Source organism: Marinisporobacter balticus (genome assembly GCF_004345705.1).
Classification (GTDB): domain Bacteria; phylum Bacillota; class Clostridia; order Peptostreptococcales; family Thermotaleaceae; genus Marinisporobacter; species Marinisporobacter balticus.
On the sequence record NZ_SLWV01000025.1, the window covers coordinates 1 to 20,506 of the forward strand.

Genomic DNA, 20,506 nt, shown 5'->3' on the forward strand with positions numbered 1-20,506 from the left:
CTGAAATAGATCCTTCCCCTATTACACTGCAGTTTTCCAAAGTTATTCCATATGCATTACCAACAAAAGCACCCATGTTATTTTTACCATTTGAAACAATGTTAATATTTTCAATGGTTAGATTTTTAATAACTGAATCTTTAGCAATTGAAAATAACCCTCTAGATTCATGGGTATTTCCTGTGATCTTGAGGTTTTTAATAGAATGATCATTTCCATCAAGTGTACCTGTAAATGGAGTAGTGCTACTGCCTATCGGCATCCATTCTTCATTTTCTAAGTCAATATCTTTCAATAATATATAAGATGCACTTAAATTGTTTTTTATATTTTTCAAATCCTCTTTAGTTATAATTGGTATTATACGAGACATTTTTTCCCTCCTTTTATTTTTAGAAAGTAGCTTGTCAAAACTACTTTTATATGCGTACTATTTAAAATTTGTAGTTTTAAGGCTCAAGCATTTAATTCTATATTTTATTTTATAAACAATATCGTCTTATAAAATATGAATATCTTTGCTCCAAGCATTTTAACTTTTTACACAACATTTTTATGCTTTGTCTATGTTCTTCAAGATCATAAATTAAATGATTTATAACATCTTGATTAGATGAACTCTTTATAGCAAAGTTATGTTCATCTTCCTTTTCTCTTAATGTGACGATTTGTCGCATTGTGCGTAATATAGATTGTTTTAGATAGTCATCTGTATAATCTTTACCGTATATATTTAGTAAATTTTTAATACAGTGATAATCATTTCTACAGGTATACACCTCCATAAAAAACCTCCTAAACAATTTAACTATTTTCTTTAAAAGAAGAGTTATTCTCTTTCAACTTATTTAAGCTAGTCGTAATAAATCTAGGCATAGGAACACCTAAGATAGTCAAATTTTCAGTAATGGATATACCTTCATTAGCAATATAAAAATAACACACCATTGTTCTTAATATGGGTGTGTCTTTAACAAAGATATAATCAAGTTGATTAGCTAAAATAACTACTACAAAAATCGCACCTTTTTTTAATATACCAATAAAACCTACTTGACTATCTAATTGTTTTAGTTTTATAGATCTCATTACTCCTGACATATAGTCTAAAATAATAAAAATAGCTAATATATTAATTACATAATCCCACCCTCCTATTAGACAAGTAAAACTTGTACATAATACTGTCATTAAAGTCATAAAAAAACTTTTTAACTCCATACTCTATCTCCTTTTTCTCATATCCCAAAAATCATATTTTCTTCCTGCCTTATTTACTAATGTTTCTCTAACATCTAAGTGCGTAAAGGTTTCATAAATGCCTATGCCTGTAAAACCTAGTAATATACCTGCTGATGCTACTTTTTCAGGTGATATTCCTGGTACAGTAATATCTACGGCCTTCCCTAATAGATGTTGACTTTTGGAACTCCCATCAATTTTTTTATTATACGATGGACTACGATAAGCTGAATTAATAATCACTTGCTTATTAAAATAATCTCTTAGTTTTTGTAGCGTATCTAATAATTTTTCATCAATGACTACTTCATTCTTTCCTTCTTTACAAACAAATTCACTAAGTTTAAAATTTTTGCATACTTTAAAATCCTTAAATACTTGAATCATTTTATTCCCTCCCTTCTTTAAGTAAAATATAGTCGATTGTAAAATTCATAAACCACTATTATCAAGGATTCCAGAATGATATGTTGAAATTTCACCTCTTCTCGTTGATAAGTTTTTAATATTTTTTTATTCAAAACCTTGCTATTACTATGGTCTATTTATACAATTCTACAATCGTCTATTAAGTAACATATATAAAAACTAGGTATTAAACCTAGTTTTATTTATAGCTGAAATTTTTTTAACCTATCTTTTTCTTTGTACTTCTTCTACTAACATTAAGTACACTTATCATTTTATCTAATGCCCTATTTTTGATGTCTCTACATTGCCTTTCTTCTATATTTACTTCACAAACAATAATTCTCCAAATTTTTTCATCAATATATTTTCTAGTTACTATTTGTTTTTCTAGCTCTGTTAAACTATTCAAAGCATTGTAAATTCTTTTTATAACTCTTTCTAAAATTCTTTTTTCAAGCTCTAATGTTTTTATCGTTTCTTTTATTTCTAAATTTTTCAACATGTGATTTTCTGTTTTCGAAAAAAGATTCGAATTTTTTATAATTTTTACATAACTAGCTCCACTTCCTCCAAATTGTTGCAAATCTTCAAGTTCTTCAATCTCGAATTCCATTTCTTTAATTTGGGAGTTGATTTCTTTTAAATTTTTAAATATGATTTCTAATTTTTTTCTATTTAAATTGAAGCCTTCCAAGTAAGTTGTTAAACACGGTATATGACCTTTATACATATTTTCACCTCGTATGCAAAATATAAATTTTTGTGTTAGAACTTTTTGTTCAATATAATAAACTCTTTGTTAATTTACATTATATTGTAATTATTTATAAAAAACTGGCTTATAAACGGCAGTTTTCAGGATGTTTTTCAATAATTTCAAAATTAGTATAATAATACATATCGCAGGATTTAATTTATACTATTTTGAATCTGCTTTGCACCCTGTGGCAGCTATGCTGATACTAGCCCGTTTAAGCTTCTTTTTTGAATACATAATTTTTCGTTTCTTCTTCATCTTATTTTACAGCTTTAATAATATTAAAATTTTGTGTTACATTGGATATAATGTTTTGATACTTTAATTCTGGTTATTCTTAGCTTAGATATCTTTTCTGTTGGTTTTTAAAATATAAGAACTACTGTTAGTACTGTCCTTATACCTAGACTGGCGGCTAACTCTATGATCTTTTCTTCCAATCCATTCACCATCACCTCCTATAAAAATTTTCCTTAAATTATTTAAAGCTCTATTTTTGGCTCTATTAACGGCTTGTCTACTAATTTTTAATATTTGTGCTATATCTTTTTCAGAAAAACCATGTATAAACTCCATAGTAATAATATCTCGTTGCTGCCTAACTAAGGATTTAATCAATATGAATGTTAAAACAGTATTTTCTGTATCAGCTATGCTTTCATCTGCTAATAGATCGTGGTTTATTTCGATATATTCATTGATCTTGTTTTCATTCTTTTTTAGTAAATCTAGCGTTCTTTTTCTCAAATGCATGTGTATATATTTAGCGATTTGTTTATGATGTGAATCCTTAAATTTTTCGATATTAATATTTTTTATTAATTTTAGCAGTTCAATAATTAAATCTGTTTCTGCTTCTTCATAGTGTAAACTATTGCTAAGTTTTTTTAATGTAGCACTAAAATCTTTTATAATTTTATAAGTAGCATTCTTGTCATTGTTCTTAGCTCTTTTAAACAAATCATATAATTCCATACTAATCCCCCTTTTACAAAAAAAATTAATCATATACTAATTCCAAGCGAATTTGTTACTGTATTTGTAAACGGGTATAATTTGACTTTTTTTGTATTTTTTCGCTAATGTAGTATGTGTCTAGGATGTAGATGCAATTTATTTATAAATTAATTGTAATTTTGTTAAATACATAACATATAGGATTATATAAAAAGTAATTTTGCCGAATATATGCTTAAATAGACTCTGCTTTGTGAAATCTATCGTTAATTTCCAAGTTAAACGCTATGAAAACCAAATTTAGAACTATTATCCCTAACAGGACTCGTTTTATATGTCTGTCTGCTATACTCGATTAATGACTCGTAAAAAAGCTAAACAAAAACATGATCTTGAAAAAATCACCGAAAAATATGATGAGAACACATCTCAGCCAGCTTTTACTCAAAAAATAAACAGATCTAGCATTCCATACAAGGAAGTAGAAAAAATTTTAGATGTTCTTGTAAAAAGAGAGAAAGATCACACAGCGTTTATTCTGTGTGATCTTTCTCTTATTTTCCATATGTAAATTTCCTTATATTTCCTACTTTATATTTTTCTTTTTCCTTAATTGTTTTCCAACTTGTTCCTGTAGCAGTAAGTAATTCTAATAGTTTTTGTTTTGTATTTATATTTTTTTCAAATATTAATTTTTTGTGTGCTTTAATAAAAAATCGTGCATTTCATGTTGTATATACCGGTTCTGGTGCAAAAAAAATATGATATGCTATCATAGTAAAAAAACAAGATCAAGAGTTGTTCATCATGGTAGCAAATTCTTCCGAATGAAAAAATTATCCATTAGAAATAATTTCATTATATGTTTGATGGTATATAAAACTTCCTTTGAGTTATACAAATTTGAAAGAAATGATGCAAGAAAGAGGATTGCATATCAATCATACAACGATAATGAGATGGGTTCATCAATATATCCCTGAGATAGAAAAGAAAATTAGAAAACATCTGAAACAGACTAATGATTCTTGGCGAATCAATGAGGCATATATTAAGGTTAAAGGAAAATGTATGTATTTATATAGAGCCGTTGATTCTAGCGGGAATACAATAGATTTCATGTTAAGTGCTAAAAGAAATACAAGGGCTGCTAAACGATTTTTCATAAAAGCCTTGAGATCTCCACATAATAAAGGAATTAGCGTACTCACTACTGATAAAAATAGGGCTTATCCTAATGCTATCAATCAATTAAAGAACAATGTATATTTAAATAGCAATACAAAATTTAGGAAAATCAAGTATTTCAATAATATTGTAGAACAAAATCGTAATCACTTAATCTTCTTTTATCACTCTATATAAAGTAGATCGTGATATTCCTAGCGCTTTACATATATCCTTCACAGGAATATTTTTAGCAGCCATCATCGTTTTAGCCATAGCTACCTTTTTACCATCCATTAACTTTGGACGCCCACCAACTCTTCCTCTAGCTCTTGCAGCTGTAAGACCCGCTTGCGTTCTTTCGCGTATTATATCTTTTTCAAATTCAGCAAGTGCTGCAAAAATATGAAATACTAATTTCCCTGTACTCGTTGTCGTATCGATATTCTCTTTCAAGCTAATAAAGCCTACTCCATCTTCATCTAAATTTTCTACCAACTCTATAAGATGTTTTAATGATCTTCCTGCTCGATCTAGTTTCCAAACAACAAGTGTGTCTCCTTTTCTTAATTGATCTAAAGCTTTATCAAATTCTGGACGTTCTTTTTTGGCACCTGTTATTTTATCCGTATATATTTTTTCACAAGCATTTTCTTTCAGTGCATCAATTTGCAAATCTAAATTTTGATCTTTAGTAGAAACTCTTGCATATCCGATTTTCAAAATCTCATCCCCTTTTGTATAATTATCAAGTATATTGTATCAAAATATAATCGTTTTTGAAATATAGTTTTTGAGATGAGTTTTAATACATTTTCTTGCATTTTTTGTGTTAAATTTGATATGAAAATCAGTTGTATCATAATCGGTCGTTTTTGGTGCACGTAAAAATACTGTTTCAAATTTAAAAAAATATTTACATGTATTATTTATCACAACATTGGGTAAAAAATAAATAGAGAGAATTATCATTGATTGATATTTTCAAATTAGATACTTGACTTATGATTAACTCAATGATAATCTTTAGTTAATAAAAGCATTAAGTTGGTTTTTCATGTGCGTGGTAAAAAAAGAGATACAGGAAGGGGTTCCTGTATCTCATTCTTTTTTGTAAGCTTCTACTTACTCCACAATCGTTATATAAACTGACCTGCTGTGTGGTATCCAGCTATTTAAGTCCTTGCTATTGGGTAGATAACATTATAGACTTCATGTAGAGTTTTCAAAGCTTCATCTTCCTACTTAAGCATTAAATATAGCATTATGGCTGCTATAATCATGCTTATAATAGTACTTGTATTAGCTATTATTTGCAAATTACTCAGCCACTGCTTTTGGTTTTTCATATAAACCACCTCTTCTTTAGTTGAGGTAGTCAGTAGGACTTCCAAAATACAAAATATGTACTTTGTAAAAGTATCTTACCATTGATAATTTGTGATGTCAAAATAAAAGCATTACAACATGCGTTAAACACACGGTTTATGTAAAAAATAAATAAGTTATAAAAAAACAATTTAAAAATCTTTCAGCAAAATATTTTTCTGTAATATTTTGCAATTTTTGTATTGTTTTGTATTGTTTTGTATTTTTTGGAATACATCGAGTGAAATATGTTATATTATATTTAGACAAAATCAGCGATAAGTGAATGGATTTAAAAAATAAGGAGGAATTATTATGAAAAAGAAAATTATATCTTTGTTTTTAGTACTAACGTTTGTATTTGCTCTTAGTATTACTTCTTTTGCTAGTTCTCATTACGCAGATGTTTATAGTTTTAGCAATATTCAACCTCGTGAAGAACGAGTTGTTAAAACTCTAGAAGCTAGAGATCTTCAAAAGTTTAAAAGCTACAGCAATATATATATTGGTACTGTTGAGGTAGAAGGCAACAATCTTAAATATGATTTACGGCTAAAAGGACCAAGTCTAAGTATTGGCACTGACTATTTCGCAACGCCATATAGTATGCATTATTGTGGACAACCATTCGATGGTAATGGTCCTTACCGCCTAATAATAAAAAACAAGGGGGGTTCTCCGATTTCAGGAAGACTAATCTTAATAGCAAATTAATATTTAATCCAATATCGTTGATTTTGTTAAAACCAAGAATGGCAAGTTCCTTCCATTCTTTTAATTCCTGTTCTTTTTCTAGTTTTTCTATTTTCTGTTTTTGTGTCTCTTTTGCCATTACTCCCCCTACTTTCATAAATTAATTTATGAAAAAAGATTAAAGCTTTGGGTTGTAAAAAAAGAGTATGATTTTATCCTACTCACATTTGCTAAATTATTCTTTAATGCTATTATCACAAATTTTGCTATATAGACACTTCGTAATTTAAGAATATTATAAATTAACCATATTGCTTGATATTTTTACCTAAATAAATAAATCCATTTGATTTATTACCATTCATTGTTGTATATGTAACTGTTTCGAATTTTATATTATTAAAATCTAATGTAATTGCTTCTATCCAACTTGAATAGTGATGCCTAAGCACAGCTCCCTCTGGCAATTCAAAAACACCATATTTCTTATATTTATCTTTATATATTTTATATCTTTTCACATTTCTTTCATCTGTATTTAGCAAAAAATCATTTATATATAATATTCCATTTGGCTTTAATACTCTTTCTATTTCATTAATAAGAAAAATTTGGTCATTATCATCAGCTATACAAGTTAATACAGCAAATAAAATTATTGCATCAAAGCTATTATCTTCATATGGTATTTTTTTATTTTCTTGTACGATTAAACTTAACCATGGAAATTGTTCTCTTCCTCTTTCAATCATTCTGTCTGAAAAATCTATTCCACATAAATTTTTAAATCCTTTAGAATATAGTTCATTTAATGTTCTTCCATAACCACATCCAACATCTAAAATTCTATCTTCAATATCAACAAAATCGGCAAATAATTCAGTTTGAAATGGTGTTGTAAACTCTTTATCATTAGCTACTTTATTCCAATAGTCTTTTTGATTTTTTATTAAATCCATTACGAAAGTCCTCCTTATCATAACATTAATTCATAATTGGTTTAGATATTTTTCTAAGAATTGTGAAATTATTCCAATGAGTAATTAACAGAAATTTCATTATATAATTAGTTCGAAATATTCTACAACGAATTAACCTAACAGTTAATGCTATTTTTTATATTCCTATTCTTATTTTCTTAATAATAAATGTAAATAAGCAGGGAATAATCCCTGCTTATCTATGTTAAATAAAAATCATCAATAACTTAAATACACTAATGTTTTTTGAATATCTTAATTGAAATTAATTAAACACTCGTGGTACAAGTAAATATTCTTCTTTAGAGTAGTCCCCAAAAGGAGCTTTAATTCCTATATAATATTTTTCTCCTGCTCTTACATCATATAAAATCAATTCATATTCGCCTGTGTCATTTTTAGAGCTATCAATATAAGCGCCATTTTCGTTATATAGATAAAGATCATAATCTTGTTCTTTAGGAACTTTTAAATAAATATCACCTTCTCCACTGTGCTCAAATTCAATTACATAATAATCAACATCGTGGTCAGTTCCAATTGTACCTCTTATTCTATTTCCTTCATATATTCTTTGTGCATTCAATAGATCATCATTACTCTCATTCTCCGTTGCTGCATATGAACTAACAGTAAGCGCAAATACAAATATAACCACTAAAAATAAAGAAAAGATTTTTTTACTTTTTAACATACTTTTTCCCCCTTCAACTTTTTTGTATAATAAAGTATACATTATACAAGGTAAGAAAAATGTAATAATTTGTATTTTGTCCCAAAAAACTATTCGTCTTTTTTCTACATTTTAACCTACGTTAACTAAAATTTTCATTCATAAGAAAAAAGCAGGAAGAACTATTAACTTATCAACTCTGTTTTTAAATCATTAAATTCTTCATCACTAATATAGCCTTTATCTCTCATCTCCCCCCCTCAATATTCATAGTAGTATAAAAATCTCCGTATCTTGAAAAATATAAAACATCTTCTATAGCAGTTGACAATTCACTTAAATTTTTAAACGCTCATTTATTTTATAAGATGATTGTATGGAAATTGCTGAATTTTATTGTCTTTTTAGCGAATCGTTTTATAATGTCACTCTATCCTGTCGTTCAATAGTTTTGTTTCACTGCGTCGTTTTAAATGACTATTCAACCGACACTTATGAACGACACATCACAGCGACATTGTAAAATATTGAAATTTAAATAACTATTTGACTTTAAGAAAATACTAATTTATGAGGGGATTAATTCGGGAAACGACTGCTTGTATATCCTATCTAAAAATATATCTAAAAAATGTACCTGCGTTAACCACACGCTAAGGTATAAAAAAATCATCCTATTACTAGGACGATCATTATTTTTACTTATTCACGATTTCTTTTAATGTTTTTCCTGCCTTAAATACAGGAGCTTTACTTGCTGGAATATCAATTACTTCTTCTGGGTTTCTTGGATTTCTACCTTGTCTTGCTTTTCTTTCTCTTGCTTCAAATGTTCCAAAACCTACTAATGCTACTTTATCATCATTTCCTAATGCTCCTTCTACTGACTTTACAAATGCATTTAATGCTGCTTCTGAATCCTTCTGTGTCAATCCACTTTTTTCTGCCATGCTTTTAACTAATTCTGCTTTATTCATTTTGTAATCACCCTTTCTTTCCACTTTCGAATTATTATATTGTAATTTAGACGATTTGACAAGGGTCTATAGTTCTAAATGGGTACTTTAATCTAACATTTAACACTATTTCTTATTGAAATAGCTGAAAGAGACCTAACTGATAAATAATTACTGAAAACAAACCTGCTTGTATAAAAGCAGGTTTGTTCTATTGTGCCAAGCCTAAGCATCTAATCCCTTCATTCTATGTTCGTAGATTCTATAAGTTTGTAAAAATGGTATAATATTGATAGGAAGTAAGTCGTATGGGTTGAATATTGTGAGAGAGTCAGATAGATGCATAAATGGTAAAAAGAATTGATCATATTTGAAAATGGAGGTTTGAAAAATGGCATTACGGAATATTAGGCTTTTGGGAGATGACATATTAAGGAAAAAAAGTAGACAGGTAGAAAGTATTGATGATAGAACTTTGACTTTACTTAAAGATATGGAAGATACATTGCATAATACCGAAAATGGAGCCGCACTGGCAGCACCACAGATTGGTGTCTTAAAAAGAGTTGTTGTAATAGATATGGGTGAGGGGATCATCTATCTGATTAACCCAGAAATAGTTGGAATTGAAGGAAAGCAACAGGTTGTAGAAGGGTGCTTGAGCATTCCAAATAAATGGGGCAAATTAATAAGACCTAAAAAGGTTAAAGTAAAAGCGTTGAATGAAAAAGGAAAGGAATTTATTATAACTGGAGAAGGAGATTTAGCAAAGTGTTTGTGTCATGAAATTGACCATTTAGATGGGATACTTTTTATAGATAAAGTAACAGCATTTATATAAAAAAATATGAAAAGCATTGCAGTGAATACCTATACGCTATAATTTTATAAAAAGATAAAATACATACTATACAATAGAAAAAAATGCGACATATAAATGATATAAACAACTCAATAAATTGAAATTTGAAAGGGAGGTATTTTATGAAATTTAAGAATCCTATGTTGGTTGTAACTGATATGGAGAAATCAAAAATATTTTATAAAGATGTTTTAGGATTAAGGGTTATTATGGACTTTGGAGCTAATGTCACTTTAACTGGTGGTGTTGCTCTGCAAACAAAAGAAAGTTGGAAAGAGTTTATTCAGAAAAATGATAATGAAATAATTTTTAGTGGCAACGATGCTGAACTATATTTTGAAGAAGACAATTTTGACAGCTTTATTGAAAAACTAAATGCTCTTCAATATGTTGAATACGTACATCCTGTTTATCAACATAGATGGGGACAAAGAGTGGTTCGTTTCTATGATTTAGACAAGCATATTATAGAAGTTGGCGAAAACATAAAAACTGTATGCAAACGCTTTTTAGATAGTGGGCTTACTGTAGAAGAAACAGCAAAAAAAATGGATGTTCCTATTAAATTTGTTCAAGCATGTGCGAAATAAATTCTAATTTGCTATTGACATTGAGCCTCCGTAAGTATGGTTGCTTGAGCCTGTGCGTAGCCATCTAAAGAAGGTAACGCCCAAAGCAGGCTACCATACTTACCCTCAATGTAAATAGTTCACTTCGTCAAACCTAGTCTATCCACTTAATTTAGCATCTGTATGTTCTTTTTCTTTAACGGGGTTCAATGCAACCGTTTCTGGAAGTTCCCAATTTCATATCACTAGACCATCTTTCGGGATGTTGTTCTTTTGCTTTTTCATAAACTTTTTTCCGCTTATCCATAAACTTTTTTCCGTTACCATTATGTCTATCATTTGGTGTCATGTAATTAATGCCACTATGATAGTGAATAGTATTATACCAACGGACGAACTCTTGCACCCATTCTCGTGCATATTCTAATGATACAAATCCATTTTTAGGATATGTAGGGATGTTACCATATGCCTATTTTTTAAAGTTCATAAAAACTTTGTAGAAAAACAAAGGAATATGTCTAAAAAAGGTAGAATTCAAAAGAATGTACTATTTTTTATTTACTCTAAAAAATAGTATAAAGAAAACTTAATATTTGTAGTTTTCCACTTTTTAAATAATTTCCATAATAAAAGAGGAATATCTGTACAAAATAACCCCACTAGCAAAGGAGTGATATTCATGCACATTTAAATTGTTATCAATACCAAACTACAAATATTTTGTTAGCTTCATTTGGTGTCTTTTAGTAACTGAAGGAAGAAAGACTACCAGAAATATTCATAGATATTGTTTTTTTTACAAGAATCATCCTTTACTAATTATCTATAAGATCATTTTAGCACTAGGATATCTCAATTAAACACAAATAAAAAAAACTATATTTAGACATTAAAATGATGTGTCTAAACATAGTCTACGAGGAGGGTTTTTATGAAATTAAGAATGAAAATACTTATTCCAATTATTACAATCTTGATTCTTTCAATAACGAGTTTAGGTGTATTTGGATTTATAAAGGTAAAAGATATTGCCATAAAGATGTTGAATAATGAACTAGTGAATGCTTTGCGTACAGTTGAAGGAACTATGAAAGAAAGATTAGATATTATGGATATTACCAAAGAATCATTAAATAACAAAAATATTTTTCTTGCAAAATCAGTAGCAGAAATTATTGCTTCTGATAATAATATGCTTACTACAAAAAATATGATTCAATTGGCTAAAGAGCTAGGTGTAGATGAGATTCATGTAACGGACAAGGATGGGAAACTTGCATATGGAACGAGTGAAGAATTTTTTGGTTTTGATTTTCATTCAGATGAACAGACAAAGCCTTTTCTAAAAATTCTTGAAGATGAAAATTTCACCATGGCACAAGAACCAACGAAGAGAGGTACTGATGGGAAACTCTTTCAATATATAGGGGTTTCAAGGATTGATCAACCAGGCATCGTACAAATAGGTGTTAGGCCAGAAGTTATAGAAGAATTGATGAGTAAAATGGATCTTCAAGCTCTCGTAGAGAGGATAAATATTGGAGAAGATGGCTCTGTATTTATTCTAGATAAGAATGGAATAGAGATTGCAAATCCTATCAAAAAGTATATAGGTATAGATGTAGGGAAGTATGACTGGGGTAAAGAGATTATGCGTAAGGGTGAAGGAAGTATTCGATATGAACTTGATGGTATGGATAAACATATACAATTTAAAAGGGTCAATGATTATATTATAGTGGCTACTATACCTGCTTCAGTGTATCTTATACATATAAATGAATTAAAGAGTAATATGATTATCATACTTATTACTTCAATCGTATTAGCAGTACTGTTAATATCCGTCTTTACAAATAAAAATGTAATAAAACCTTTAAAAGAATTAGTAGCTGCAATGGAAGGAGCAGGTAATGGAGATTTTAGGGTAACCTTAAGCGTGAAATCTAAAGATGAAATTGGACTATTAAGTAGTAGCTTCAATAAAATGACTGAGAATATAAAAAAATTGGTAAAAGATGTTCAAGAAATAGCTATAAACTCAGAAAACACCTCTCAAATCATAGCTGCTACAGCAGAAGAAATGGGGATATCTAGTACAGATGTTGCAAGGTCGATTCAAGAAATTGCTGCTGGTGCAACTAGTCAGGCAATAGAAGCAGGGGAAGGATTAAATGTAATAAATATATTAGCTGAAAAAATAGTGGCTATTTCTGATAAATCCCAGATTACTGTGTCAAATGCTACAAATATGAAAGACAAAAATGAATTTGGAATTAAGACTGTAGCAGCGTTGAAGGATAAATTTGGTGAAAATAATAAAGCAACGATGGAGGTAGCAGAAAAAATACAGGAATTATCATCTAAATCGCAATCTATAGGAAATATTATAAATGCCATTAATGGGATTGCAGAGCAAACAAATCTATTAGCATTAAATGCAGCAATCGAAGCCGCACGTGCAGGAGAGGCTGGAAAAGGATTTGCTGTTGTTGCAGAAGAAGTTAGAAAGCTTGCCGAAGAATCTAGCGTTGCTACAAATGAAATACAAAAAATTATAGAAGCAATTTCACAGGTTATTATAAATACAGAAAAAACAATGGATCATGCGAGTCAATTAGTAGAAGAGGTGGATAGTTCTTTAGAAGATACATCTGAGGCCTTTAGTGAAATAAAAATATCAGCACATGAAGTATTAAACAATATTGAATTATTAAGCAATGATGTTGACGAAATAAATACATCAAAAGACAAAGTAATAATGTCCATAGAAAATATTTCTGCAATCACAGAGGAGTCCGCTGCAGCAACACAACAAGTTAGTGCTGCAGCAGAAGAACAAACAGCATCTATAGAAGAGACGGTATCAGGCATACAAGAACTAGATTCTATGCTTAAAACATTATCTGAATCTGTTAAAGTTTTTAAAGTTTAGTTTGTTATATTAGCTTCTCTTTATTAATCAGAGTCTGTAAATAATTTTGTGTAAACAGAATAAATAATACTCCTTCTTAGCAATAATTGAGATAAATTAATTCGAAAAATATTGTAAGGAGGAGTATTTATATGTCAAACATTGCGAAAGAAATTTTAAGAGATTCTATCAAAGAGCAAAATTTTGCAAGAGAAGTTGGTTTTATTCAAAGACAGGAAAAAATTCAAAAGGCTCTTAAACCGTATTGCTTTGTCAGATTCTAAGATTTCTTCAATATGGGATAAACACTTTGATAGAATTAAAAGAAATATTCATAGGCAGAATTGAAAAAAAAATGGGCGAAAATCACACCGAAAAGGCATGTAGATTCTACCCTAATAATATATAAATGATTTTATTTAATTCAAGCTATCAAAACCGTATTGAAGAAATCAAGTTTTTTTCAATAGCTTCATATTCTATTTTTTTGCTTTTTTTAATGCCTGTTGAATATCCATCAATAAATCATCGATATTTTCAATACCGACAGAAAATCTCAATAAATTTTCTGTAATACCAATTTGCTCCTGCAATTCTTTTGCATAGGATTCATGCGTCATGGATGCAGGATGACATACTAAAGATTCGACCCCACCAAGACTAACTGCTAAATCAAATAGTTTCAGTTCATTGCAGAATATCGCATAATCATATTCTTTTTTTAATGCAACCGATAATACAGCCCCATCGCCTTTTGCTTGTTTCCTTTGAATTTCATATCCTTCATGGATTTTAAGTCCTGTATAGTATACCTTCTCAACTGCACCAGAATCTTGAAAATAATGCGCTACTTGCATTGTGTTTTCCAGATGTCTGTCCATTCGAACCGGTAAAGTTTTTATTCCACGTGTTAATAAAAAAGAATCAAATGGACTTAAAATTGCGCCAAGTATCTTTTGATGGAATTTCAACTCATCATAAATCGCATCATCATTAACCATTACAAGCCCTGCTATAATATCAGAATGTCCTGCATAATATTTTGTGGCCGAGTATACAACAATATCGGCGCCTAATTCTAATGGCTTTTGTAAATAGGATGTCATAAAAGTATTATCCACAATTACACGCATTCCTTTTTCTTTTGCTTTCTTCGATACGCCTTGTATATCGGTAACATCCAGCAAAGGATTTGAAGGTGTTTCAATAAAAATCGTGGTTGTCTTTTCATCTGCTTGTTCAAAATCATAAGTATTAAAGTTTGTTACTATTTCATAATCAATATTTCTTTCGTCAAAAACTTTTGATACATAAGTCCATGTACCACCATAAACATTACTATTTATTAAAACCTTTTCTCCTGGTTTCAACAACGAAAATGCTAAAGCAGTAGCCGCCATTCCACTAGACATTGCCAAACCGTATTTTGCGCCTTCTAATTGTGCAGAGAGAACTTCAACATTATTCCTTGTTGGATTGTTTGAACGGCTATACATAAATTCACTAAAATCATCTAATTTATCTTGTACAAAAGTAGAAGACAAATATAGCGGATAATTTACACCTTGAATGTCTGCTTTATCTTTTCTACCTCCGTGTATTGCTAATGACTCGTATTTCATAAAAAATCCTCCCTTCTAGTTATTAAAATGCAGGTATAACTGCACCATTATATTTATCATGAATAAAATTTCTTACATCATCTGATTGTAGAACAGATACTAATTTTTTAATAGCTTCGCTATTTTCATTTCCTTCTTTTACACAAATTACATTTGCAAATATTGAATCTTGACTTTCTTCTCGTGCAAGATAATCTGCTGGGTCAAGGGAAGCCTCAAGCAATCTATTTGTATTGGTTATGTATGCATCAAAGTCAACACGTGTATTCAAAATAACATCTGCATTCATTGCTACAATTTCTAAGGGTTTATTATATTTAGCTATCATAGAAACATCTGCATTAGACATTGTGATTTCATCAGATAATTCTATTAATCCAGCTTGTTCTAATAGCTTTAAGCATCTATACTGGTTAGTAACGTCTTCTTTGATAGCTATTACAGCATTTTGGGGTAAATCTTCAATACTATCATACTTTTCAGAACACATAACCAATGGTTCTAAATGAATTCCTCCTGCACCAACAAGATGGCCATTATTTGACTTATTCCATTCATCTAAATAGGGAACATATGCGTCATAATGAAAATCAACTGTTCCGTTTTCAACTTGTTCATTCCATGTTGAATCCCATACCTTTGAAACAATATTCAGTTTAATTCCTAACTTTTCCAAATCCTTCTCTGCATATTCTAAAATCTCTGCATGCGGAGTCGTGTCTGCTAAGCAGACCAATGTTTTCATATTTGTTTCATCACTACTAGCTTTTTTACTGTCTTGATTACCACATCCCGCAACCAGTGCAATCAATAATGTTAGCATAAACATTACTTTTAAAATTTTTTTTGTCATAACTTTTACCTCTCTCTTTTTTGATTTATTTAAATGTAAATACATTTAAAGCAAATGACGTTTCTTTAAAATTAATTTTGCACCAAAATCTCCTGCCATTTGAACAATTTGTGCAAATATAATCAATACAAACACGGTTGCAATTAAAATATCATATCGAAATCTATTAAACCCATATTGAATGGCAATATTACCAATTCCACCTGCTCCAAAACTTCCAGCTAAAGCAGTCATAGAAATGATAGCTATAACAGCAACCGTAAAACTTCTTACAATTGATGGTAATGATTCCGGGAGTATTAATGTAAATAGTATTTTAAAATTATCAATTCCCATAGATTTTGCTGCTTCAATTTTCCCTTTGTCTACTTCTAAAAGGCTATTTTCTACTAATCGCGCATACATGGGAATACAGCTAATCGCAAGGGCTATAATACAAGCATTTGCGCCATATCCTTTTCCCGTAATCAATCTTGCTAAAGGCAATGTAAGAATGATCATAATCATAGATGGAAGTGATCGAAGCGCATTAATAACGGCTCCTAAAATTCTATTTAAAAAGGGGATAGGCGTTAAACCATCCTTATCAGTCATTACCAAAATAGCGCCTAGAATAAGTCCCACAATTAAAGTTAGGATTGTTGCTATTCCAACCATATATAGCGTTGAAATCAAAGCAGGAAATAATAATCTCCAAGTCTCTGCACTAAAAGCACTTTTAATGATTTCTGTAAACGAATGCGTATAAAAAGTCATTAAACAACGCCTCCTTTCAAAATCCATTCCTCTTTAAGTTGTTGTTCCACTTTCGTAAAAATTTTCCCTGTATCGCTTTGAGGATTTTGAAGAACTGTTAATGTACTTCCTTTTTCCTTTATACTTCCATGTTCAATAACTGCCACATGATTACATGCATACTTTATAACTTCTACTTCGTGTGAAATCATTAAAATAGTGATGCCAAACTTTTCTTTGATATCTATTAGTAGATCCAAAATAGCAAGGGTTGTCTGAGGATCTAATGCAGATGTTGCTTCATCACATAGCAATACATCAGGTTTATTTGCCAAAGCTCTTGCAATACCTACTCTTTGTTTTTGACCACCCGATAACTGTGAAGGATAGTCATACGTTTTTTCAGTTAACCCTACCAATTCAATCAGTTCAAGAACGCTTTTCTTTCTTTCCGATTTATTTTTATGAGATGACTTTAGTGGATATTCAATATTCTGAAATACTGTTTTTGAATCAAACAAATTGAACGTTTGAAAAATCATCCCAATTTTCTTTCTTTCCTCATTTAATTCACTTTTAGAGAGCATAGTAATGTCTTTGCCACCTATCAAGATCTGACCACTATCAGGCGTCTCCAATCTATTAATACATCTTACCAACGTTGACTTTCCTGCGCCACTAAACCCAATAATTCCATAAATATCTCCTTTGGCAATTTGAAGGTTAATATTTTTTAATACTTCTATCTTCTTGTTTTGGGTGTAAAACGATTTTGTCAAGTTTATTACATGAATGAAATTTTTATCCAAAAAAAAATCCTCCTTTGTCTGGGGTATGCAATAACTTTCTTACACGAAACGCTCCTTTAAAATTTTAGACAAGAACATATAACGACAAATATTGATAAAACAATGCTAAATTCACACCCAGAGATTCTACCACATATCAAAATATAGGTAAAATAGTTTTTATCTATAGTTATGAAAATTGTATAATAAAAATTTATATGCAACTTTTAGTGGCAAAATATAAACCCACTTGAATAATTTTTTTGAATACATAATTTAAAATTTCAGATCACCAGTTTCCAAGTAAATTAAGCTACATCTTTGGCATAAAGAAAAGATACACTAGCTTTAGCAACACCAGCATAAATTTTAGTGCTTTTGAGTGAATTTGCAAAACCCTCGAAAATCAATTCTTGCGTAAAAGCATTGGAAATAAACAATCAATTACTTGTAAAGTGGTGGTTTATTTTTATAACCCCAGTAAAATATATTCTGATAGTGTCATTAGGGTATACCCTTACAAGACATTTCACTACTACCTACTCTTTGTCTATTTAGGATACTTTTTAGATTTCTTAGGCAACTTGTAAAGAAACACTTGACGTTTAGACAATCTCAAATTAGAATTTATCAAAAATGTGGAGATGATTACTATGAATCTAGGATATTTAAGAGTTTCCTCACAAGGTCAAAATTTAGAATCACAACGAACTGAGTTATCTAAACATAGTATAGATAAATACTTCATAGATAAAGCTACAAACTAAAAATGTATCTCTTATCTCTATCAAAGAAAACCTTGCCACTACTACAAAATCTGGCTTATTCATGGTGCAGATTCTCGGGGCTATTAATGAATATCAGATAAACCTACAGAGGGAAAAAATCATGAATGGCATAGCTGAGGCTAAAAAGAAAGGTCTTTATAAAGGTAGAAAGAAAAAAGAAATTAAAGATTTTGAAGAACAGTATGATAGATACAAAAATCGTGAAATTAAGACAAAAACAGAATTAGCGAAAACTCTAGGTATTAGTAGGCAAACTCTGTATAATCTTATTAGTGAATATGAGAATTAAACAAACCACTAGTGATAAAAAGCTTCAAATTCTAATTAGATTATGATATCATATTAAATTAGGGAGTAACACCCTAATTTAATATATGGCTAAAAAGAAAAAATTAAATTTAGTTACTGTTGATGATGCAAGGTTCAATGACGCAGTAGAAATGTACTTTCTCTGGAAAGAATTAGATGCAAGAATTAGAAGTTCAGCTACAAGAGGTGTGAATTTCCCTGAGACTATATCAGAGGCTCTTTGCTGTTATGTCATGGGGTTTAAGTGGAATAAAGGTAGTGGTGGAGATGCTTTTGATGAAACTAATGAAAGAATCATAGAAATGAAAGCTACTTCAAACTGGGACCTTGATACAACATCTTTCTCACCTACGGAAGAATTCAATGATTTATTCTTTCTTAGATTAAATAAAAGAACTGATGAACTGTTTATTTATGATACAGGTATAGATTCAGATGCATTAAAAAAGATAAAAGTAAACAAAACTCAAACTTTAGAAGAACAACAAAACGCAGGTAGGCGACCTAGATTTAGTGTAATAAACTTTATACTAAATCCTATGGATTTAGAGCCAGTAGCAAAACTTAACATTAGAACATTAAAGATTGAAAAATATTAAGGAGGTAGGGTGTTACCCCTATATCCTTTTGACATAATAAGTGCGGCGTGCTGCACTATCTAGGAGGATTACTTATGACTATTAACTATACATGTGCAGGCTTCTTTACTGGTGCTGGTGGTATCGAGACTGCCTTTGAAAATCAAGGATTTAAAACTATTTATGCTAATGAAATAGATAATTATGCTGTTACTACATATGCAGCTAATCATGAACTAAATGCTACATGTAAAGATATAAGAGATGTAAAGTGTAATGAAATACCTAAATTCGACATTATGTTAGCAGGCTTCCCGTGTCAGGCTTTTAGCCTTGCTGGTTATAGAAAAGGTTTTGATGACGAAAAAGGTAGAGGTACTTTATTCTTTGAACTAGAAAGAATTTTTAAAAAGAAAAAACCAAAAGTTATCTTTCTTGAAAATGTTAAAAACCTTGTAGGACATGACAATGGTAATACTTTTCAAGTTATTTTAGAAAAATTGGAGCATGCAGGTTATCATGTGAAACACAGAGTACTAAATGCTACAGAATATGGTAATATCCCTCAAAATAGAGAAAGGATATATATAGTAGCTTTTAGAAATAAAAAGGTATATCAAAAATTTGATTTTCCTAAACCTATACCACTTACTACTAAGTTAAGTGATGTTATAGATTTTGAAAATAAGGTAGAGGATAAATACTACTATACTGCTGATAAATGTAGTTTCTATGATACCCTTAAAGAACAAATGACTAATCCTAATGCTATATATCAATGGCGTAGGGTTTACGTTAGAGAGAACAAAAGTGGTGTTATTCCTACACTTACTGCTAACATGGGTACCGGTGGTCATAATGTACCTTTAATTTTAACAAAACATGGTATTAGAAAATTAACCCCTTTAGAATGTTTTAGAGCTCAAGGTTACCCCAACAACTTCATTATACCTGAAGGTATGTCAAACACTCGTGCCTACAAACAAGCGGGTAATTCTGTTGTTGTACCAGTGATTACAAGAATTGCAGAAGAAATTAAAAAAGTATTATAATCTGTTAAAGTCTTACCGTACCTAGGTTTTAAGAACCTAGGTACTTATTTAAATCATTGTAAGAGTCAATTCCAGTGCACATTTAAACTTAATAGTAACCATGATAAAATCATCTCAAACTAATAAACGAGGTGATTTTTTTATGGCACGAAATTCTAATCCAGAATACTAGAAACAAATCCTAGCAGCGCAAATGAATAGTGGATTAACACAAACCAAGTGGTGTGAA

The 20,506-nt window shown here is 29.9% G+C and carries 23 protein-coding genes and 1 pseudogene; 9 read left to right on the forward strand and 15 right to left on the reverse strand.

Annotated elements, in window-relative coordinates; translation table 11 throughout:
- From EV214_RS14280 to EV214_RS14305, 6 genes are all read right to left on the reverse strand, one after another.
- Positions 1–373, reverse strand: a 373-nt coding sequence (locus tag EV214_RS14280; RefSeq protein WP_279233136.1) for a ZmpA/ZmpB/ZmpC family metallo-endopeptidase-related protein, incomplete at its 3' end; no start/stop codon positions are given.
- A gap of 109 nt (positions 374–482) precedes the next feature.
- The gene (locus tag EV214_RS14285; protein ID WP_132246938.1) at positions 483–785 is read right to left on the reverse strand and encodes a hypothetical protein; all 303 of its coding nucleotides are present in this window, start codon (positions 783–785) and stop codon (positions 483–485) included.
- Positions 786–804: 19 nt separating this feature from the next.
- Positions 805–1,221 (reverse strand): phage holin family protein, encoded by a 417-nt coding sequence (locus EV214_RS14290; RefSeq protein ID WP_132246940.1) that lies wholly within the window; start codon positions 1,219–1,221, stop codon positions 805–807.
- 3 nt (positions 1,222–1,224) lie between these two features.
- On the reverse strand, positions 1,225–1,629 hold the full coding sequence (locus EV214_RS14295; protein ID WP_132246942.1) for a YcbK family protein: 405 nt from the start codon (positions 1,627–1,629) through the stop codon (positions 1,225–1,227).
- Between the two features lie 241 nt (positions 1,630–1,870).
- Positions 1,871–2,383 carry a sigma-70 RNA polymerase sigma factor region 4 domain-containing protein gene (locus tag EV214_RS14300; RefSeq protein WP_132246944.1) on the reverse strand — a complete coding sequence of 171 codons (513 nt, stop codon included), beginning with the start codon at positions 2,381–2,383 and terminating at the stop codon, positions 1,871–1,873.
- Between the two features lie 369 nt (positions 2,384–2,752).
- Positions 2,753–3,385 (reverse strand): RNA polymerase sigma factor, encoded by a 633-nt coding sequence (locus tag EV214_RS14305; protein WP_165916383.1) that lies wholly within the window; start codon positions 3,383–3,385, stop codon positions 2,753–2,755.
- A gap of 852 nt (positions 3,386–4,237) precedes the next feature.
- Between EV214_RS14305 and EV214_RS14315 the strand changes: the two are divergent.
- Positions 4,238–4,708, forward strand: a pseudogene (locus EV214_RS14315) (IS6 family transposase); the annotation flags it as partial.
- Here the strand turns inward: EV214_RS14315 and EV214_RS14320 are convergent.
- Positions 4,706–5,257, reverse strand: coding sequence for a recombinase family protein (locus EV214_RS14320; RefSeq protein WP_132246952.1), 552 nt, complete (start codon positions 5,255–5,257; stop codon positions 4,706–4,708). The pseudogene EV214_RS14315 and the gene EV214_RS14320 overlap by 3 nt on opposite strands.
- Before the next feature lie 960 nt (positions 5,258–6,217).
- Between EV214_RS14320 and EV214_RS14325 the strand changes: the two genes are divergently transcribed.
- On the forward strand, positions 6,218–6,616 hold the full coding sequence (locus EV214_RS14325) for a hypothetical protein (protein ID WP_132246954.1): 399 nt from the start codon (positions 6,218–6,220) through the stop codon (positions 6,614–6,616).
- 281 nt (positions 6,617–6,897) lie between these two features.
- Here the strand turns inward: EV214_RS14325 and EV214_RS14330 are convergent, their stop codons facing one another.
- The 3 genes from EV214_RS14330 to EV214_RS14340 form a co-directional block, all read right to left on the reverse strand.
- Positions 6,898–7,554: a class I SAM-dependent methyltransferase gene (locus tag EV214_RS14330; RefSeq protein WP_132246956.1), complete on the reverse strand. Its 657-nt coding sequence runs from the start codon at positions 7,552–7,554 to the stop codon at positions 6,898–6,900.
- A 286-nt stretch (positions 7,555–7,840) separates the two neighbouring features.
- A complete protein-coding gene (locus EV214_RS14335) occupies positions 7,841–8,269 on the reverse strand; it encodes a hypothetical protein (RefSeq protein ID WP_132246958.1) in 429 nt (142 codons plus the stop codon).
- 677 nt (positions 8,270–8,946) lie between these two features.
- Positions 8,947–9,225: an HU family DNA-binding protein gene (locus EV214_RS14340; RefSeq protein ID WP_132246960.1), complete on the reverse strand. Its 279-nt coding sequence runs from the start codon at positions 9,223–9,225 to the stop codon at positions 8,947–8,949.
- Positions 9,226–9,595: 370 nt separating this feature from the next.
- Between EV214_RS14340 and def the strand changes: the two genes are divergently transcribed.
- A complete protein-coding gene (def, locus tag EV214_RS14345; RefSeq protein WP_132246962.1) occupies positions 9,596–10,045 on the forward strand; it encodes a peptide deformylase in 450 nt (149 codons plus the stop codon).
- 143 nt (positions 10,046–10,188) lie between these two features.
- Positions 10,189–10,656 carry a VOC family protein gene (locus EV214_RS14350; RefSeq protein WP_132246964.1) on the forward strand — a complete coding sequence of 156 codons (468 nt, stop codon included), beginning with the start codon at positions 10,189–10,191 and terminating at the stop codon, positions 10,654–10,656.
- Between the two features lie 175 nt (positions 10,657–10,831).
- On the opposite strand, the gene EV214_RS19730 is transcribed toward EV214_RS14350, so the two are convergent.
- On the reverse strand, positions 10,832–11,095 hold the full coding sequence (locus tag EV214_RS19730; RefSeq protein ID WP_132247035.1) for an integrase core domain-containing protein: 264 nt from the start codon (positions 11,093–11,095) through the stop codon (positions 10,832–10,834).
- 474 nt (positions 11,096–11,569) lie between these two features.
- Here EV214_RS19730 and EV214_RS14360 point away from each other — a divergent pair, with 474 nt between their 5' ends.
- Together EV214_RS14360 and EV214_RS19405 are read left to right on the forward strand one after the other, a co-directional pair.
- A complete protein-coding gene (locus EV214_RS14360) occupies positions 11,570–13,573 on the forward strand; it encodes a methyl-accepting chemotaxis protein (protein WP_132246966.1) in 2,004 nt (667 codons plus the stop codon).
- A gap of 131 nt (positions 13,574–13,704) precedes the next feature.
- Positions 13,705–13,836, forward strand: coding sequence for a hypothetical protein (locus EV214_RS19405; protein ID WP_279233137.1), 132 nt, complete (start codon positions 13,705–13,707; stop codon positions 13,834–13,836).
- A 195-nt stretch (positions 13,837–14,031) separates the two neighbouring features.
- On the opposite strand, the gene EV214_RS14365 is transcribed toward EV214_RS19405, so the two are convergent.
- Genes EV214_RS14365 through EV214_RS14380 form a run of 4 tightly spaced genes read right to left on the reverse strand, consistent with a single transcriptional unit; the run spans position 14,032 to position 17,571 of the window.
- Positions 14,032–15,174, reverse strand: coding sequence for a trans-sulfuration enzyme family protein (locus tag EV214_RS14365; RefSeq protein WP_132246968.1), 1,143 nt, complete (start codon positions 15,172–15,174; stop codon positions 14,032–14,034).
- A gap of 22 nt (positions 15,175–15,196) precedes the next feature.
- Positions 15,197–16,027 carry a MetQ/NlpA family ABC transporter substrate-binding protein gene (locus EV214_RS14370; protein ID WP_165916385.1) on the reverse strand — a complete coding sequence of 277 codons (831 nt, stop codon included), beginning with the start codon at positions 16,025–16,027 and terminating at the stop codon, positions 15,197–15,199.
- Between the two features lie 45 nt (positions 16,028–16,072).
- Positions 16,073–16,783 (reverse strand): methionine ABC transporter permease, encoded by a 711-nt coding sequence (locus EV214_RS14375; RefSeq protein ID WP_132246972.1) that lies wholly within the window; start codon positions 16,781–16,783, stop codon positions 16,073–16,075.
- Positions 16,783–17,571, reverse strand: coding sequence for a methionine ABC transporter ATP-binding protein (locus EV214_RS14380; RefSeq protein ID WP_132246974.1), 789 nt, complete (start codon positions 17,569–17,571; stop codon positions 16,783–16,785). Before EV214_RS14380 ends, EV214_RS14375 begins: the two co-directional genes overlap by 1 nt.
- Before the next feature lie 729 nt (positions 17,572–18,300).
- Here EV214_RS14380 and EV214_RS19410 point away from each other — a divergent pair.
- The 3 genes from EV214_RS19410 to dcm all read left to right on the forward strand — a co-directional run bounded on the left by EV214_RS19410 (position 18,301) and on the right by dcm (position 20,277).
- Entirely contained in the window at positions 18,301–18,627 is a 327-nt protein-coding gene (locus EV214_RS19410) for a recombinase family protein (RefSeq protein WP_132246976.1), read from the forward strand.
- 85 nt (positions 18,628–18,712) lie between these two features.
- Positions 18,713–19,246 (forward strand): Bsp6I family type II restriction endonuclease, encoded by a 534-nt coding sequence (locus EV214_RS14390; RefSeq protein ID WP_132246978.1) that lies wholly within the window; start codon positions 18,713–18,715, stop codon positions 19,244–19,246.
- Positions 19,247–19,320: 74 nt separating this feature from the next.
- Entirely contained in the window at positions 19,321–20,277 is a 957-nt protein-coding gene (gene dcm, locus EV214_RS14395) for a DNA cytosine methyltransferase (RefSeq protein ID WP_132246980.1), read from the forward strand.
- The last annotated feature ends 229 nt before the right edge of the window (positions 20,278–20,506 follow it).